The organism is Azospirillum sp. A26, from assembly GCF_042604635.1.
GTDB lineage: Bacteria > Pseudomonadota > Alphaproteobacteria > Azospirillales > Azospirillaceae > Azospirillum > Azospirillum palustre.
Genome location: NZ_CP170476.1, coordinates 408,485 through 427,254, shown reverse-complemented (window position 1 = coordinate 427,254; position 18,770 = coordinate 408,485). Strand labels below are relative to the sequence as shown.

Annotated in this window: 9 protein-coding genes; all 9 read left to right on the top strand. The window is 70.1% G+C overall.

The genetic code is table 11. The annotated features are described in order from the left end of the window. The first annotated feature begins 325 nt into the window (after nt 1–325). The 9 genes from ABNQ39_RS32820 to ABNQ39_RS32780 all read left to right on the top strand — a co-directional run bounded on the left by ABNQ39_RS32820 (nt 326) and on the right by ABNQ39_RS32780 (nt 18,760). Complete coding sequence (locus tag ABNQ39_RS32820; RefSeq protein WP_376966444.1) at nt 326–5,584, top strand: two-partner secretion domain-containing protein; 5,259 nt, start codon at nt 326–328, stop codon at nt 5,582–5,584. A 130-nt stretch (nt 5,585–5,714) separates the two neighbouring features. Next, nucleotides 5,715–7,019: a homogentisate 1,2-dioxygenase gene (gene hmgA / locus ABNQ39_RS32815; RefSeq protein WP_376966442.1), complete on the top strand. Its 1,305-nt coding sequence runs from the start codon at nt 5,715–5,717 to the stop codon at nt 7,017–7,019. Nucleotides 7,020–7,159: 140 nt separating this feature from the next. Further along, a complete protein-coding gene (locus ABNQ39_RS32810; protein ID WP_376966440.1) occupies nt 7,160–7,696 on the top strand; it encodes a class I SAM-dependent methyltransferase in 537 nt (178 codons plus the stop codon). 139 nt (nt 7,697–7,835) lie between these two features. Continuing rightward, nucleotides 7,836–10,979, top strand: coding sequence for an ABC transporter transmembrane domain-containing protein (locus ABNQ39_RS32805; RefSeq protein ID WP_376966438.1), 3,144 nt, complete (start codon nt 7,836–7,838; stop codon nt 10,977–10,979). 31 nt (nt 10,980–11,010) lie between these two features. Further along, a complete protein-coding gene (locus tag ABNQ39_RS32800; RefSeq protein ID WP_376966436.1) occupies nt 11,011–12,771 on the top strand; it encodes an ABC transporter ATP-binding protein in 1,761 nt (586 codons plus the stop codon). Nucleotides 12,772–12,950: 179 nt separating this feature from the next. After that, on the top strand, nt 12,951–14,891 hold the full coding sequence (locus ABNQ39_RS32795) for an ABC transporter substrate-binding protein (RefSeq protein WP_376966434.1): 1,941 nt from the start codon (nt 12,951–12,953) through the stop codon (nt 14,889–14,891). A 5-nt stretch (nt 14,892–14,896) separates the two neighbouring features. Further along, complete coding sequence (locus ABNQ39_RS32790) at nt 14,897–15,928, top strand: ABC transporter permease (protein ID WP_376966432.1); 1,032 nt, start codon at nt 14,897–14,899, stop codon at nt 15,926–15,928. Next, nucleotides 15,925–17,178, top strand: a complete 1,254-nt coding sequence (locus tag ABNQ39_RS32785) for an ABC transporter permease (protein ID WP_376966430.1) — start codon at nt 15,925–15,927, stop codon at nt 17,176–17,178. The genes ABNQ39_RS32790 and ABNQ39_RS32785 overlap by 4 nt, the downstream gene beginning before the upstream one ends. A 268-nt stretch (nt 17,179–17,446) precedes the next feature. Beyond that, complete coding sequence (locus ABNQ39_RS32780; RefSeq protein WP_376966428.1) at nt 17,447–18,760, top strand: glycosyltransferase family protein; 1,314 nt, start codon at nt 17,447–17,449, stop codon at nt 18,758–18,760. Nucleotides 18,761–18,770: the final 10 nt, after the last annotated feature.

Genomic DNA, 18,770 nt, shown 5'->3' with positions numbered 1-18,770 from the left:
TTCTTAGCGGATCGTCCCGGTCCCCGAAAGGGCAAAGGCGGCACCTGCGCCATGGAAATAGGCGATCTCTGTACCACCAAAGCCGTTACCGGTAACGCCTCGCCCTCATTTCCGTTACCGGTAACGCTTCCCCCTGCCCCGGTCCAACCGCCTCTGTTGCCGGCACGAAACAATCTGTCACCACTTTCGGGATTTCCGTACCTGCCCTCCGTCGCTAAAATGTTTCGCATTCCAGGGTTTTGAACAGCGTATTGCCTTCCCGCAAGAGTCGGGGGCGGCATTGGGGGTTGGGTCGGTGATGCGGGGATCGGGGCGGGAGTTGGATGTGCACGGCAGGACGGCGGTCCGCCGGGACGGTGCACGGCGGCGGGCGGCATTGTGTCACAGCACGGCTCTGGCCGGGGCGGCGCGCCTGGCGATCCTGACCGCCTTCCTCGCCCTGCCCCTCCCCGCACGCGCCAACCCGGAAGGCGGCGTGGTCACCGACGGTGCGGCCACCATCCACGCGACCGCTCCCGGCCGGCTCGACATCATCCAGTCGACGCCGAAGGCGGTGATCGACTGGCAGCGCTTCGGCATCGCCGAGGGCGAGCACACCAACTTCCAGCAGCCCGACGCCGGCGCCATCACCCTCAACCGCGTCACCGGCTCCGATCCGTCGGCGGTCCTGGGGCGGCTGACGGCGAATGGGCAGGTCTGGCTGGTCAACCCCAACGGCATCCTGTTCGGCCCGAACGCCCGGGTCGATGTCGGCGGGCTGGTCGCCACCACCCACGACATCCGCAACGCCGACTTCATGGCCGGCCGTTACAACTTCGAGGGCCACGCCGGCTCCACCGCGACGGTGGAGAACGAGGGCACGATCACGGTGGCCCAGGCCGGTCTGGCGGCGCTGGTCGCCCCCGGCGTCGCCAACCGCGGCACCATCCAGGCCCGCATGGGCGAGGTGACGCTGGCCTCGGGCCGCCGCTTCGTCGTCGACCTGTTCGGCGACCAGAAGATCAACATCGCGATGGACGCCAAAACCGACGCCCGTCCGGTCGGCGCCGACGGCAAGCCGGTGGACGCGCTGGTCAGCAACAGCGGCAGGATCTTCGCCGACGGCGGCCGGGTGCAGATGACGGCGAGCGCCGCCAAGGGGCTGATGGACCGCGTCGTCAACATGTCCGGCACCGTCCAGGCCCGCCGGGTGGAGCTGCAGGGCGGCGACATCGTCCTGCTCGGCGACGGCGGCGATGTGGAGGTGTCGGGCAGCCTCGACGCCAGCGGCAGCGGCGCCGGCCAGAACGGCAAGGGGCAAACCGGCGGCTCCGTCACCGTGTCGGGCAACCGCACGGCGCTGACCGCCACCGCCCGCGTCACCGCTTCCGGTCCCGCCGGGGGCGGGGAGGTGCTGATCGGCGGCGACGTGCAGGGCGGCAGGGCGGCGGCCGCCGCGCTGGCCGGCTACACCATCCGCCCGGCGCGCAAGCCGGTGCCGCCGTCCATCGAGACGGTGGTGGCGCAGGGCGCGACCATCGCCGCCGACGCCACCGACAACGGCAAGGGCGGCAAGGTGGTGGTGTGGGCCGAGGGCAGCACCCGTTTCGACGGCGCCGTGTCCGCCCGCGGCGGTGCGGCCGGCGGCAACGGCGGCTTCGTCGAGACGTCGGGCAAGCTGTCGCTGCATGTGCGCGGCAGCGTCGATGCCGGGGCGCGGGCAGGGCAGGGGATAGTGGCTGGCGGCTTCTGGCTGCTCGACCCGACCGACATCACGGTATCGGCGACCGGCGGCACCATCACCGCCGACACCATCCAGACCGCGCTGAACGGCGGAACCAGCGTCACGCTGCAAACCGAATCGACGGGGATCGATGCCGGCGACATCACGGTCGATCAGGCGATCACGAAGTCAGCGGGCGGGGACGCGTCGCTGACGCTGAAGGCCCACCGCAACATCGTCGTCAACCAGAGCATTGTGTCCACCGCAGGTGCCCTGAACCTCACCCTGAACGCCGCGACCGGCACCGGCAACGGCATCGTCCGGATGGCGGGGACCTCCGGCACGTCGCCCATCGCCATCACCACCAATGGCGGCGCCTTCATCGTCGGCGGCGGTTCCAACCCGGCGATGAAGCCCGCCACCGGCATGTCCGGCGGCTTTTCGCCCAGCTCCGACCGGGTCGGCGTGGAGTTCCACGACACAATCGTCTCGACCGGCGCCGGCTCCATCCTGATCAACGGCAACGGCGGCGAGAACAACGGTGACGGCAACCACGGCATCGCGCTGTACGACAGCCAGCTGACCACCGGGAGCGGCTTGATCACGCTGAACGGCGAGGGCGGCAACGGCATGTATTACGGCGACAATGTCGGCGTGCTGCTGTCCGCCTCCACGCTCCAGACCGGGGGGGGCGCCGTTTCCATCACCGGCACCGAGGGGCATGGCGAGAGTTCCCAAGGCAACGATGCGATCCGCGTCACCGACGACTCCTCCATCACGGTGCAGGGCAACGGAGCCATCGCCATCAGGGCGGGCGCCAACTCCAGCCGCGACATCCAGCTGAGCGGCGCCGTGATCCGCAACGGCAACGCCCCGATCACGGTGGAGTCGGGCGGCAACCTCGTGCTGGATTACGACAGCAGCCTGACCTCCGACGGCGCCGTGACGCTCAGGGCGGGGTCCGGCATCTCCCTGATGGACAGCCACATCGTCGCCGCCGACCGGCCGGTCACGCTGAACAGCAACCGCAGCGGCTATGGCGGCGCCATCAGCCTGGGCAGCAGCAGCATCGCGACCGCCGGCGGCGACATCGTCCTGGGCGGCGGCAGCGATCCGGCGGGCATGGCGGCCAAGGCCGACTATGGCGACTGGGCCGGCGTGTCGATCGCCAACAGCTCGCTCTACACCGGGCGCGGCTCCATCTCGATCCGCGGCGAGGGCGAGGGGTACAGCAACGGCACCCACGGCGTCCTGATCAACGGCGGTTCGACCATCGGCGCCGCCACCGGCAAGATCGCCATCCATGGCAAGACGACCTCCCAGTCCGACACGCGCAACGCCGGCGTGCTGATCGAAAGCAACGACCAGGGCGGGCCGACCGTCACGGCGGGCTCCACCGCCCCCGACGCCATCCTGATCGACGGCGACGCCAGCGAAGCGGACTCCATCGAGTCCTGGGGCGTCATGCTCCAGGGCAGGGTGGGGCTGCTGTCGTCCGGCGGCGTCTCCATCGCCGGCAAGGGCGGCGCGTCCTGGGCCGATTTCGAGGTCGCCGGCATCGGGCTGGACGCCGAGAACAACGGCAACATCCAGATCGTCGCCGCCGCCGGAGAGGTGACCCTGCAAGGCACCGCCGGAACCGCCGGCCCCCACGGCACCGCCTCGGCCCTGTACAGGAACGGCGCCGTGACGATCAGCAGCACGCCGGCGCCGCCCCCGCCCCCGCCCCCGCCGCCGCCACCGCCACCTCCTCCGCCTCCTCCGCCCCCACCACCGCCTCCGCCGCCGGTGACGCCGCCGGTGACGGACCCGACGCCGACAACGCCGACGACGCCCACCAGTCCGGGCACCGACACCGGCAGCGGTGGCGGAACCGATACGCCGTCCACCAGCACGCCGACGACGCCGACCACCACCACCCCGTCAACGGGGACCGGGACGGACACGTCCGGGACCGGCACCACGGGTACGGGACCGACAGGCACGGGAACGACGGACGCTGCGCCCCCGGGGACAGAAACCACCACCACGACCACCGCGACGGCCGGCAGCCAGTCCGCCGCGTCCGCCTCCAGCCCCGTGCAGGCGGCGCTGCAAACGGTGGCCCAGATCGCCACGAACCCGGCAACGACCGGCACCGGCGCGACTGGCACCACGGCCACCGGAGCCAAAGCGGGCGCGGCCACGCCGCAGACCCTGCTGGCGACGCTGGAACAGGGCACGGCCAGCCAGGGCACGGCCAGCCAAACCGCGTCCCAGACCGCGGAAGGGCAGGGCACCCAGTCCCCTGGCGGCAGTTCCGCCTCCAACAACACCCCGTCCAACGGCGCCCCGGCCTCGCCGCCGCCGCCGCCGGGCCCGGCGACGGTGGTGCTCGCCTCCGGCCGTTCGGTCTCCTTCACGGCGGACGCGGCGGCGGCCTACTCCTCCGGCGCCACCCTGTCGCAGCCGGGGCCGCAGCTTCTGGCCTCCCCGCAGGTGCAAGCGGCGGCCGTCTCCCTCATCCAGGCGGCCGGCAACGGCGGCATGGTCCAGGCGGTGTCGGCGCTGGCGAGCGGCGGCCTGTCGCTGGCCGAGCAGCGCGCGGTGCTGGCCAGCGTGCCGGTGGCCACCCTGATCGGCGGGCTGACCGCCAGCAGCGATCCGGTGGCGGCGCGCGTCGGCGGCATCCTGCAGAACAGCGCGTCGGGCCAGCCCGGCGGCTACGCCCAGGTGCGCGCCGCGGCGGCGCAGGCCAGCCTGCCGCCCCAGGTCGCCCGCACCTACCTCGCCATGGTGCAGCGGGTGGAGCGCGAACAGCGCACCCAGGCCTTCTCCGGCGCGCTGCGCCAGCTGGTGGCGAACCCGGCGGCGGCGGACATGCTCGGCCGCGCGTCCGCCGCCTCGGCACTGCCCAGCCTGCGGCAGGCGCAGGGCGGCCGAACCCGCGGCGGCACCATGACGCTCCGCGGCGTCGTCGCCGACAGCGCCAATCTGGCCGAAGCACGGGTGAACGGCCGCTGGGTCTTCATCGACGAACAGGGCCAGTTCCGCACCAGCATCCCGGTGGAGCCGGGGGCGAAGGAAGCCACCCTGACCATGACCGACGAGGACGGCAAGACGACGGAGCAGCGCATCGCCATCGACAGCGCCACTGCCGCTCCCGACCCGGCCGCCCCGCCGAAGCCGCGCAAGATCGCCCTGATGATCGCCGTCGACAGCTACCGCGACGGCGCCATCCCGGCGCTCGCCACGCCCGGCGCCGACATCAAGGCGGTGGGCAAGGCGCTGAACGACCATCTCGGCTACGAGACGCGGGTGCTGCGCAACCCGACCAAGGCGCAGATCGGCGAGGCGCTGCGCAAGCTCGGCCGCGAGGTCGGCGAGCAGGATCAGGTGATGGTCTATTACGCCGGCCACGGCTATGAGCTGGCGGAGACCGGCACCGGCTACTGGCTGCCGGCCGATGCGGAGACGACCAGCGCCCGCAACTGGGTGTCGAACAACGACATCGGCCGCTTCCTCAGCCGCATGCCGGCCAAGCATGTGATGGTGGTGTCCGACAGCTGCTATTCCGGCGCCTTCACCAAGGAGCAGAAGGTCGATGCCAGCCGCCTCGCCAGCGAGACGGAGATCCGGCAGCGCCGCTCGGTCATGGCCCTGTCGTCGGGCGGCGACGAGCCGGTCGCCGACGGCGAGGTGAATTCCCCCTTCGCGGTGGCGCTGAAGACGCGGGTGCTCGGCCTGCCGAAGGACAGCAGTGGCTACGCCCTCTATCAGGAGGTCCGCCAGGACGTGACCAGCGAGGCGCCGCAGACTCCGCAATACGGCGTGATCCGCACCGCCGGCTACGACGAAGGCGGCGACTTCCTGCTGGACCTGCCCGACCGCCCGATGAACTGAGGGGAGGGGGCGTCCGCAGCGGCACCCCCCATTTTCCCCTGGCGCATAGTTTCAAAAGAAACTATATCAGCGGCAAATGGTCGCGCCCGGCGCCTGTCGCCGGCGCTCCTCGCAGAAGGGAGCAGCCCGCATGACGTCCTCCGCATTCACCTACCGGTCCGGCTTCGGCAACGAATTCGCGACCGAGGCGTTGCCCGGCGCCTTGCCCGTCGGCCGCAACTCGCCGCAGCGCCCGCCCTACGGCCTCTATGCCGAACAGATCAGCGGCACCGCCTTCACCGCGCCGCGCGCCCACAACCGGCGCTCCTGGCTCTACCGCATCCGCCCGGCGGTGGTGCACGAACCCTTCCGCCCGCTGGAGTCCGGCCGCCTGACCAGCCGCTTCGACGAGGTGCCGGCGCCGCCGACCCAGCTGCGCTGGAACCCGCCGCCGATGCCGGACGCCCCCACCGACTTCGTCGCCGGCCTCGTCACCATGGGCGGCAACGGCGGGCCGCAGGCGCAGACCGGCTGCGGCATCCATCTCTACACCGCCAACCGGTCGATGGAGGGCCGCTTCTTCTACGATGCCGACGGCGAGCTGCTGATCGTGCCGCAGCAGGGCCGCCTGCGCCTGTTCACCGAGCTTGGCGTGCTGGAGGTCGAGCCGCAGGAGATCGCGCTGATCCCCCGCGGCATCCGGTTCCGCGTCGAACTGCTGGACGGCGAGGGCCGCGGCTATGTCTGCGAGAATTTCGGCGCGCCGTTCCGCCTGCCGGATCTCGGCCCCATCGGCTCCAACGGCCTTGCCAACCCGCGCGACTTCCTGACGCCCGACGCCTGGTACGAGGATGTCGACGGCGACTTCGAACTGGTGGCGAAGTTCGACGGCGCTCTGTGGACCGCCCGCATCGACCATTCGCCGCTGGACGTGGTGGCGTGGCACGGCAACCACGCGCCCTGCAAATACGATCTGCGCCGCTTCAACACCATCGGCTCGATCGGCTTCGACCATCCCGACCCGTCGATCTTCCTGGTGCTGCACTCGCCCAGCGACACCCCCGGCGTCGACAGCATCGACTTCGTCATCTTCCCGCCGCGCTGGCTGGTGCAGGAGGACACCTTCCGTCCGCCCTGGTTCCACCGCAACGTCGCCAGCGAGTTCATGGGCCTGATCCATGGCGTCTACGACGCGAAGGAGGAGGGCTTCCTGCCCGGCGGTGCGTCCTTGCACAACTGCATGAGCGGCCACGGCCCCGATGCCGAGACCTTCGCCAAGGCGACATCCGCCGACACCAGCCGGCCGCAGCGGGTCGCCGACACCATGGCCTTCATGGTCGAAACCCGTGCGGTGATCCGTCCGACGCGGCACGCACTGGAAACCGCGGAGTTGCAGCACGATTATTACCGCTGCTGGCAGGGGCTGGCGAAGCGCTTCGACCCCAACCGTCCCTGAAAGGGCCGTCCCTGAAGCAGGGCAGGGCGACAGGACCGCCGCCGGCTCCCGATCACGCGACAATTTGTCTCGACGGCGCGCGCGCGGACTTCCACACTGCACCCGTGCCATTCGGGCGCTTGGCAAGGGGAGTGGGGCCGATGGCGGCCGGTGTTGGCAATGGCGATGTTGGCAATGGTGGGGAAAGCCGGTCGCTGCTCGACCGGATGATCGACCGCATGACGGTGCAGCGCGACGCGCTGGCCTGGGCGGAGCGTGCCGTCGCCGGCCGCGACGGTCTGGTGCTGGAAGTCGGCCTGGGCAAGGGCCGCACCTTCGACCATCTGCGCCACCTGTTCCCGCCGCGCGACATCCTGGTCTTCGACATGTGGGTCCGCGTGCCGCCGGAACTGACGCCCGACGAGGACCGCCTGTTCGTCGGCGATTTCAAGGAAACCATGCCGGCGGCGGCGGAGCGGTTCGGCCGCTGCGCCCGGCTGGCCCATGCCGATTTCGGCAGCACCGACCGCAACCATGACGCCGCGCAGGCGGCGTGGCTGGCGCCGCTGATCGATGCGCTGGTGCTGCCCGGCGGCGTCGTGCTGTCCGACCGGCCGCTGGACCGGCCCAACTGGACCCGGCTCGACCTGCCGCCCGACGAGCGCTGGACCTACCATGCCTGGAGGGTGGAAAGCTGAGCGAAGCGGGGAGGATGGCAAAAGCGCCGTTGGAAAACGGACCGGGCCACGCCAATTTATTTCCCCTCATCCTCCGCAGCATGACAGGGGCGGCCGGCGACGGCTGCGACGCTGAAGGCCGCGACGCTGAAGGCCATTGATGAACCGCAACATTTTTCAGTTCATTTGGAAGCACAGCGGGCGGCAGCAGATCCTGCTCGCCCTGTTGACGGTCGCCTCCTTCCCGGTGCTCTACGCCTCGCTGGAACTGCCGAAGATCATCATCAACCGGGCCCTGTCGGACCCCCAGCCGGAACGCGAGATCCTCGGCGTCGCCATGGGGCCGGTGACCTACCTCCTGGTGCTGTGCTTCACCTTCCTGGCGCTGGTGCTCGCCAACGGCGCCTTCAAGATGCGGATCAACACCTTCAAGGGCGTGGTCGGCGAACGGCAGGTGCGGCGCCTGCGCTTCATCCTGCTCGACCGCATGCTGCGCTTCCCGCTGCCGCATTTCTCCAAGGTCAGCCAGGGAGAGCTGATCTCCACCGTCGCGTCGGAGACCGAACCGCTGGCCGGCTTCATCGGCGACTCCTTCGCCCAGCCGCTCTACCAGGGCGGCACGATGCTCACCATCCTGCTGTTCCTGTTCATCCAGCAGCCGACCATCGGTCTGGTGTCGGTCGCCCTCATCCCGGTGCAGGCCTACATCATCCCGAAGCTCCAGCTGAAGGTGAAGCTGCTGGGCAAGGAGCGGGTGCGCAAGGTCCGCCAGCTGTCCGAACGCATCGGCGAAAGCGTCGAGAACATCCGCGAGGTCCGCGTCAACGGCACCGTCCGCTACGTGCTGGCCGAATTCTCGCAGTTCCTCGGCAGCATCTACTGGATCAGGCTTGAGATCTACAAGCGCAAGTATTTCGTCAAGTTTCTGAACAACTTCATCAATCAGATCACGCCCTTCTTCCTGTTCTCCATCGGCGGCTATCTGGTCCTGCAAGGCAACATGACCATCGGTGCCCTGGTGGCCGCACTCTCCGCCTTCAAGGACCTGACGGCGCCCTGGAAGGAGCTGCTCGACTATTACCAGAACATGATCGACGCCCAGATCAAGTACGAGCAGATCGCCGAGCAGTTCTCTCCCCCCTTCCTGTTCGACTGGGCCACGCCGACGCCCGCCACCCCGACCGACCTGAAGGCCCCGCTGCGGCTGGAGGCGGTGACCTGGGCCAACGAATACGGCGACCGCATGCTGCAACGCCTGTCGCTGGAGGTGCCGCCGGGCGCCATCGTCGGCATCGCCGGCACGAACGCGCTGGCGCTGCGCCGCCTGGCCGAGGTGCTGGTGCGGCTGTCGCCGCCGACCTCCGGCCGGATCGCCATCGGCGACCGCACGCTGGACGAGCTGCCGCTGGATCTGCTGGGCCGCCGCATGGCCTATGCCAGCCCGGAGCCGCGCATGTTCACCGGCAGCATGATGCAGAACATCACCTACGGCCTGCGCCACCGCCCGCCGGCCGACGACCCGGACAGCATGACCCCGGCCCGCCGCCGCGAGATCGTCGAGGCCGAGGCGTCGGGCAATTCCACCGACAGCATGGATGGGATCTGGACCGATTTCGCCATGATCGGCGCCACCGACTGGACCAGCCTGCGCCCCTGGTTCATGCAGTGCCTGGCCGCCACCGGCGGCGAGGGCGCGGTCTACCAGCGCGGCCTGCGCGAGGTGTTCGACCCCGACGATTACCCCTTCGTCGCCCAGCCGCTGCTGCGCGCCCGCCACTGGCTGCGCGACGCCATCAGCGAACGCGGGATGGACACGCTGCTGGCCCGCTTCGAGCGCGACCGCTTCAACCCCTATGCCAGCCTCGCCGAGAACATGCTGTTCGGCCTGCCCGACGGCAAGCGGCTGACGGTCGCCCGCATGGTCTGCAACCCCACCGTCCGCGGCCTGATGGAGGAGCACGGGCTGTGGGACGCCGCGGTGCGCACCGGCCGCCGCTTCGCCATGCGGGTGGTCGGCGTCTATCGCGACAGCGACGACGGCGACGTCATGATCATGCGCTATCCGCACATCGACGACGCCCTGTTCGAGGAGCTGGTGGAGGCGGTCACCCGGCTGAAGCGCCGGTCCGAACGGCCGCAGCGCCGCCATCAGGAGGCCGACACGCTGCTGTTCGCCACGATGTTCCTGATGATCGTGCCCAAGCGCGACGGCATGGATTACATCCCGCCGCAGGAGCGCGAGGCGATCATGGCGGTCCGCCGCCGCCTGCTGGACGACATGCCGCACGAGCTGCGCGACAAGGTCGCCGTCTTCGATCCCGACCTTTACCACCCGCGCCTGAACGTGATGGACAACCTTCTGTTCGGCCGCATCACCACCGAGGATCCGCGCGCCATCACCAAGCTGCGGGCATTGGTGGACGAGGCGCTGGAACGGACCGACGCGCGGGCCTTCGTGCTGATCCTGGTGGCGCTGGGCGAGGTCGGCATCGGCGGCTCGCTGCTGCCGATCAGCGTGCGCCAGCGCGTGCAGCTGATCCGCGGCCTGATGAAGAAACCCGACATCTTCGTCATCTATCAGGCTCTGAACAGCTACGATCCGGAAGAGCGGCTGCGCATCTTCCAGGCCATGAAGAAACTGCTGCCGACCATGACGCTGATCGTGCTGGAGGAGCGGATTTCCGACGACCCCGCCTTCGACGCGCTCTACGACCTGGAGGATGGCCGGCTGGTCCGGCGCGGCCAGAACGGCGCCGACCAGGACGAGGACACCGCGCCGGGAGACGGGGAGGGCACCGACGAGCCGGCGCTGCGCCTGCTGTCGCGCTCTCCCGTCTTCTCCGACCTGCCGGAAACGGTGCTGCGCCGGCTGCTGGCGGCGTCGGAATGGCGCACGGTCGCGGCCGGCGACTTCATCTACCGCAGCGGCGAACAGTCGGAATTCGCCTTCGTCCTGGCGGAAGGCGAGGCGGAGCTGGTGCGGCTGATGCCGGATGGCCAGCCGCCGCTGCACATCGCCTACATCAAGCCGCCGGAGGTGATCGGCGAGCTGGAGCTTCTGGCCGGCGTCCGGCGCTTCTCCACCATCCGCGCCCGCACCGACCTGCGGCTGCTGCGGCTGGACGGGCCGACCATGCTGCGCCTGCTGTCGTCGGTGCCGGACCTGCCGATGCGGGTGATCCAGCAGATCGGCAAGCGCCTGACCAGCGAAGCCCCGGCCGTCCCGCCTCCGGCTCTCCAAATCCCTCTCCCGCCCCGGGAGAGGGAAGGGGCCCAGGCGGAGCCTGGGAAGGGTGAGGGGTGAGGCAAGGATCGATGAGCCTGGAGACGCGCCGATGCTGAAGGTTGAGGGCCTGACGATCCGCTTCCGCAACGCCCCCCATCCGGTGGTCGACGGCGTCGGCTTCTCCATCGGCGCCGGGCAGAGCGTGGCGCTGGTCGGCGAGTCCGGATCGGGCAAGACGCTGACCTGCCGCAGCATCCTCGGCATCCTGCCGCGCGGGGCGACGGTCATCGGCGGCTCGATCCTGTTCGGCCCAGGGGCCGAGGCGGGAGACGAGGCGGTCGACCTGCTGCGCCTGTCGCCGGCCCGCCTGCGCGACATCCGCGGCAGCCGCATCTCGATGATCTTCCAGGAACCGATGAGCGCGCTGTCGCCGCTGCACACCATCGGCGACCAGACGATGGAGGTGCTGCGGCTGCACGGCAACTGCAACCGGGCCGGTGCCCGCGAGCGCTGCCTCGCCATGTTCGAGCGGGTGGGCTTTCCCGATCCGGTCCGCGCCTTCCGCTCCTATCCGTTCCAGCTGTCGGGCGGCCTGCGCCAGCGCGCGATGATCGCCATGGCGATGGTCGCCCGCCCGCAGCTGCTGATCGCCGACGAGCCGACCACCGCGCTCGACGTCACGCTCCAGGCCCAGGTGCTGGCCCTGATCAAGGAGTTGCAGGGCGAGACCGGCATGGCGGTGCTGCTGGTCACCCACGATCTGGGCGTCGTCGCCAACATGGCCGACGCGGTGGTGGTGATGCGCGCCGGCCGGGTGATGGAATCGGGGGCCTGCGCCGACGTTCTCGGCCGGCCGCTGCACGGCTACACCCGCAAGCTGATGGCCGCCGCCCCCTCCATCCCGGAGACGGTCTGCGCGCAAGGCAACGGCGCCGTGCACGACCCCATCCTGGAATTCCACGGCGTCGCCAAGACCTACGAGCGCGGCAACGTCCGCATCCGCGCGCTGGCCGGCGTCGACCTGTCGGTCGGCCGCGGCGAGACGCTGGCCATCGTCGGCGAGTCAGGATCGGGCAAGACGACGCTGGCGCGGCTGGCCATGCTGGCGGAGCGGCCGGATCCCGGTGGCCGCCTGCTGTTCCGGGCATCCGCCGGCGAACCGCCGCTCGACCTCCTTTCCGCCGCCGGGCCGGAGCTGACCGCCTACCGCCGCCGGGCCCAGATGGTGTTCCAGGACCCCTACGCCTCGCTCAGCCCCCGCATGAGCGTCGGCGAGATCATCGCCGAGCCGCTGGCGATCCACGGCGTCTGCGGCCGCGGCGAGGGCCGCGAGCGGGTGCGGGCGCTGATGGCGCAGGTCGGGCTCGACCCCGCCTGGGCCAACCGCTATCCGCACGCCTTCTCCGGCGGCCAGCGCCAGCGCATCGGCATCGCCCGCGCCCTGGCGCTCGACCCGCAGCTGCTGATCTGCGACGAGCCGACCTCAGCGCTCGACGTGTCGGTCCAGGCGCAGGTGCTCGACCTTCTGGAATCGATCAAGCAGCGTCTTGGCCTCAGCCTGATGTTCATCTCGCACGATCTGGCGGTGGTGGCGCGGCTGGCCGACCGTGTCGCGGTGATGCGCGCCGGCCGGGTGATGGAGGAGGCGCCGCCCGCCATCCTGTTCTCCGCCCCGCTGCACCCCTACACCCGCGCGCTGATCGCCGCCTCGCCGGAGCCGGACGTGAACCGTCCCATCGACGTCGCCACCGTAGCCTTGGGCGCCGGCCGCCCCGACCTGTGGCCCGAACCCTTCCGCCCCACCCCCGACGGCGCCCCGCCCCCCCTGGTGGAAGCGGCCCCCGGCCATTTCGTGAGGCGGGCGGCATGAGGACGCTCTTTCAACCCACCGAGAAAAATCATCCTCTCCCCCCCGGGGAGAGGGGGGGGCCCCGCCGCAAAGCGGCGGGGTGGGTGAGGGGGACGCGCGGCGGCCCTTTCACAAAGCTCCTGCAATGCATCCCCCTCACCCTGACCCTCTCCCCGGGGGGGAGAGGGGAAAAGCCCGGATTGATCGCACTCCTCACCCTCGTCACCCTCCTCCTCCTCCTCGCCACCCCCGCCGCCGCCTTCACGCCGCAGGATCCGCCGATGCTGCGCGATCAGGTGCGCTACGGCCTCATCCCCCCCGTCCGCCAGCGCATGCCGGACGAGCCGCTGATCGTCGATGTGGAGGGCAAGGGCCGCGACCTCGGCCTGTCCGGCGGCTGGATCCGCACCTTCATCACCCAGCGGCGCAACAGCCGCATCGCCGTGCTCTACGGCTATGCCCGGCTGGTCGGCTACACCGCCAAGCGCGAGATCGTGCCCGACATCCTGAAGGACGTGCAGGTCGTCGACGGCCGCGACTTCACCCTGACCCTGCGAGCCGGCCACCGCTGGTCCGACGGCGCCCCCTTCACCAGCGACGACATCCGCTACTGGTGGGAGGACATCGCCAACAACCCGATGCTGTCGCCGTCCGGCCCGCCGCGCTTCATGCTGGTGGACGGCAAGCCGCCGCAGGTCAGCTTCCCCGACGCCGTCACCGCCCGCTTCCACTGGGACGAGCCGAACCCCTATTTCCTGCCGACCCTGGCCGCCGCCCGGCCGCCCTTCATCTACCGGCCGGCCCATTACCTGAAACGTTACCACGCCCGCTACACCAGCGAGGCGGAGCTGGCGCCGCTGCTCGCCAAATACAAGGTCCGCAACTGGGCGGCCCTGCACAACGCGCTGGACGACATGTTCCGGATGGAGAACCCGGACCAGCCGACGCTCCAGCCCTGGATGGCGATCTCGAAGGGCACCGGCAACCACCTGCTGTTCCAGCGCAACCCCTATTACCACCGCTTCGACCGGCGCGGCGTACAGCTTCCCTATGCCGACGGGCTGGACGTGACGGTGATGGGCGGCGGGCTGATCCCGGCCCAGGTCGCCACCGGCAAGGCCGACCTCCAGGCCGAGGGGCTGACCTTCTCGCAGGTGCCGGTGCTGGTGTCGGGGGAGAGGCAGGCCGACTACCGCACCCTGCTGTGGCCGGAGGGCAAGGCGGCGGAAATCGCCCTCTACCCCAACCTGAACTACAACGACCCGGTCTGGCGCACCCTGCTGCGTGACGTGCGCTTCCGCCGCGCCCTGTCGATGGCGATCGACCGCCGCATCGTCAACCGCTCGCTCTTCTTCGGGCTGGCGCAGGAAAGCGGCGTCGACGTGCTGCCGGGCAGCCCGCTGTTCAAGCCGGAACGCAAGGGGGTGTGGACCGGCTACGACCCGAAACAGGCGTCGGCCCTGCTGGACGAGATCGGGCTGAAGCGCAAACGCGGCGAGCTGTACCGCGAGCTGCCGGACGGCCGCCCGCTGGAGGTGATCGTCGAGACGTCGGGCGAGAAGCCGGAGATCTCCGACGCGATGCAGATCATCGCGGAGACCTGGCGCGACATCGGCGTGCGGCTGCTGATGCGCACGGTCGACCGCGACGTGCTGCGCAACCGGGTCTATGCCGGCCAGACGATGATGGCGGTGTGGGGCGGCTGGGACAACGGCATCCCCGACCCCGACAGCAGTCCGGAGGAGCTGGCCCCGATGACGCAGGAGAATTTCAGCTGGCCGAAATGGGGGCAGTATTACCAGACCTCCGGCAGCGCCGGCGAACCCATCGACATGCCGATCCCGCAGGAGCTGATGGACATCGCCCGGCGCTGGCGCCACACCACCGACGAGACCGAGCGCCGCGCCCTGTGGTCGGCCCTGCTCGACATCCATGCCGACCAGATCTACGCCATCGGCGTGGTGTCGAAGACGCCGCAGCCCATCGCGGTATCGAACCGCCTGCGCAACGTCCCCGACAAGGGGCTGTGGCTGTGGGATCCCGGCGCCTATCTCGGCGTCTACCGGCCCGACGAGTTCTATTTCACCGACGCCCGCCCGGCCGATCCCGAGCCGGTCGGCATCCACCGCGGGGAGGATTGACGGCCATGCTGCGCTTCATCCTGCACCGGTTGCTGGTGATGGTGCCGACGCTGTTCGTGGTGTCGATGCTGATCTTCACCGTCATCAACCTGCCGCCCGGCGATTACCTGTCCAACCAGATCGCCGAGCTGCGCGCCACCGGCCAGGAGGCCGGGCTGGCGAAGGCGGAGTTCCTGCGCCACGAATATGCGCTCGACCGCCCGCTGGCCGAACAGTACCTGATCTGGATCGGCGTCTGGCCGGGGCCGAACGGCTTCCACGGCCTGCTCCAGGGCGATCTCGGCTGGTCCTTCGAGTTCAACAAGCCGGTGGCCGCGGTGGTGGGGGAGACGCTGTGGTTCACCGTCATCCTCAACCTCGCCGCCGTGCTGTTCGTCTATCTGGTGTCCTTCCCGCTGGGGGCGCTGGCGGCGATCCGCGCCAACAGCTGGGTCGATTACCTCGCCGCCGCCGTCGGCTATATCGGGCTGGCGACGCCCAACTTCCTGCTGGCGCTGATCCTGCTCTATTACGGCCAGAAATGGCTGGGCCTGCCCATCGGCGGGCTGGTGGATGCCCAGTACGAGGACCAGCCGCTCAGTTGGGCCAAGGCCGGCTCGGTGCTGGAACACCTGATCATCCCGACCATCGTCATCGGCCTGTCCGGCACCGCCGCCATGGTGCGGCGCCTGCGCGCCAACCTGCTGGACGAGCTGGGCAAGCCCTATGTCGTCACCGCCAAGGCCAAGGGCGTGCCGCCGCTGCGCCGGCTGACCCGCTATCCGCTGCGCATGGCGCTGAACCCCTTCGTCTCCGACATCGGCTCGCTTCTGCCCTCGCTGGTGTCGGGATCGGTGCTGATCTCCGTCGTGCTCAGCCTGCCGACCATCGGCCCGGCCCTGCTGGAGGCGCTGCGGGCGCAGGACATCTTCCTGTCCGGCTTCATCCTGATGTTCATCTCGCTCTTGGTGCTGGTCGGCATGCTGGTCTCCGACATCGCGCTCGCCCTGCTCGACCCCCGCATCCGCCTGGGCAAGGCGAGGAAGGCCCAATCATGAAAGAAAGGGGCATGAAGGAAGGGGGCATGAACGGCGAGGGCAGGAAGGCTCCGGTCACGGGCGGCGGCACGGGCGGCGGCACGGGCGGCGGCACGGGCGGCAGTTGGAAGCATTACGTCGACGACCGGCCCTATCCCGATCCGGCCGCGGCCGACGCGCCGGCCACCCGCTTCGACGCCAACGCCTCGACCGGGCGGCTGATGCTGCGCCGTTTTTTGCGCCACCGGCTGGCGGTGCTGGGGGCGCTGTTCCTGGGCCTGTCCTATCTCAGCCTGCCCTTCGTCGATTTCCTGGTGCCCTACAGCGCCAACGAGCGCGACGTGGAGCATCTCTACGCCCCGCCCCAGGGCGTCCACCTGTTCCACGAGGGCCAGTTCATCGGCCCCTTCGTCTATCCGACCACCGGGCGGCCCGACCTGAAGGACTATCGCTGGCGCTACGAGACCGACGTGAACCGGCCGATGCCGCTGCAATTCCTCTGCCCCGGCGCGCCCTACCGCTTCCTCGGTCTGGTCGAATCGCGGGTCCGGCTGGTCTGCCCGCCGCTGGGGGCCTCGCTGCATCTCTTGGGCACCGACCGGCTGGGCCGCGACATGCTCTCGCGCCTCGCCATCGGGGCGCAGCTGTCGCTGACCGTCGGGCTGCTCGGCATCGCGGTGTCCTTCGCCATCGGCATCACGCTGGGCGGCATGGCCGGCTATTTCGGCGGCTGGATCGACGCCGGGGTGCAGCGCCTGTCGGAAATCCTGAAATCCCTGCCGGAGCTGCCGCTGTGGCTGGCGCTGTCCGCCGCGGTGCCGGCGCAATGGTCTCCGGTGACGGTGTTCCTCTGCATCTCCGTCATCCTCGGCCTGCTCGACTGGCCCTCGCTGGCCCGCGCCGTGCGCTCCCGCTTCCTGGCTCTGCGCGAGGAGGATTTCGTCATGGCGGCGGAGCTGATGGGGGCCAGCCCGGCGCGCATCATCCGCCGCCACCTGCTGCCCAACTTCGCCAGCCACCTGCTCGCCAGCGCCACCCTGTCGATCCCGGCGATGATCCTCGGCGAAACGGCGCTGTCCTTCCTGGGGCTGGGCCTGCGCCCGCCGGCCACCAGCTGGGGGGTGATGCTGAACGACGCCCAGAACCTTATGGCGGTGGAAACCTATCCTTGGGTGTCATTGCCGATGCTGCCGGTGATCCTGGTAGTCTTGTCCTTCAACTTCTTCGGCGACGGCCTGCGCGACGCCCTGGATCCCTATCATGGCGACTGACCCGTCATCGCCGCTGGACGCCGGCTGGCGGCCTGTCCGGCGCTCATATATATCACAGCGCATAGATGCGTTGCTCTTACCCGGTCGGAAGTCATATTGATGCGCGGCAAAATCCATGTGAGGGGTTCTCTCCAGGCTGGAGCTTCGCCGCCGGTGCCTGGACGACCCCGCAACCACCGGCGCCGAACCGGTTCCAAAGACAAGCACAGCGATCTGTTCCGCGACGGATTGTCGGTTCCGAAGCATTGCTGAAGCGGAGTGTCCGAGCATGCACCAGCCACAGCCGCCCCTTCGGTCCCTCCATCCCGACCGGACGCCGCCGCGCATCCTGCTCTACAGCCATGACACCTTCGGGCTCGGCCATCTGCGGCGGTCGCGGACGATTGCCCAGGCCCTGGTGTCGGCCTTTCCCGACGCTTCCGCGCTGATCCTCACCGGCTCGCCGGTCGCCGGCCGCTTCGACTTTCCGGAGCGGGTCGACCATGTGCGGCTGCCCGGCGTGGTGAAGCAGCCCGACGGCGGCTACACCGCCCGCAACCTCGGCCTGCCCATCGAGGAGACCACCGCGATCCGGGCGGAGATCATCCGGGCCACCGCCCGCGCCTTCCGCCCGACGCTGGCCATCGTCGACAAGGAGCCGACCGGCCTGCACGGCGAATTCCTGCCGGCGCTGGACGAGATGCGGGCCAGCGGCAACACCCGCATCGTGCTGGGCCTGCGCGACGTGCTGGACGCGCCCGAGGCTCTCCAGCCGGAGTGGGAGCGCAAGGAGGCGGTCGCCGCCATCGAACGCTATTACGACCAGCTCTGGATCTACGGCCTGCCGGAGGTCTACCGCCCGCTCGACGGTCTCGACTTGCCGGCGGAGATCGCGGCGCGGCTGCGCTACACCGGCTATCTGAAGCGCGAGCCGACGGAGGGCGGCGGCGCCGTCCAGGCCGCGGACAGCCCGATGACGGGCCCCTACGTGCTGGTGACGCCGGGCGGCGGCGGCGACGGGGCGGCCCTGGTCGACTGGACCATCGCCGCCTACGAGAGCGATCCGGACCTCTCCCCCCGCGCCCTGATCGTCTACGGCCCCTTCCTGGAGGATGCCCGCCGCCAGGAATTCGCCGCCCGCATCCGCCAGCTGAAGGGCAGGGTGGAGACCATCAACTTCCATTCCCGCATGGAGGATCTTTATGCCGGCGCGGTCGGCGTGGTGGCGATGGGCGGCTACAACACCTTCTGCGAGATCCTGTCCTTCGACAAGCCGTCGGTGCTGGCCCCGCGCACCCGCCCCCGGCTGGAACAGCGCATCCGCGCCGAGGCGGCGGAGGCCCTGGGCCTGCTGCGCACGCTGGACAGCGACCGCGACGGCGCCGACCCGCGGGCGATGGCCGACGCCATCCGCGCCCTGCCGGGCCAGCCGCCGCCCTCGGCCAGCCCGCTTCCCGGCCTGCTCGGCGGGTTGGAGCGCATCGTCGATCTGACGCGCGAGGTGCTGGCGGCCGACTCGGTGCTCCCGCGCACCACCCCCGTCACCCCGATCCGCCGGGCGGCGGAACGGCTGTCCCGCGCCATGGCAGGCAAGCGCGCATGACCGACAAGGG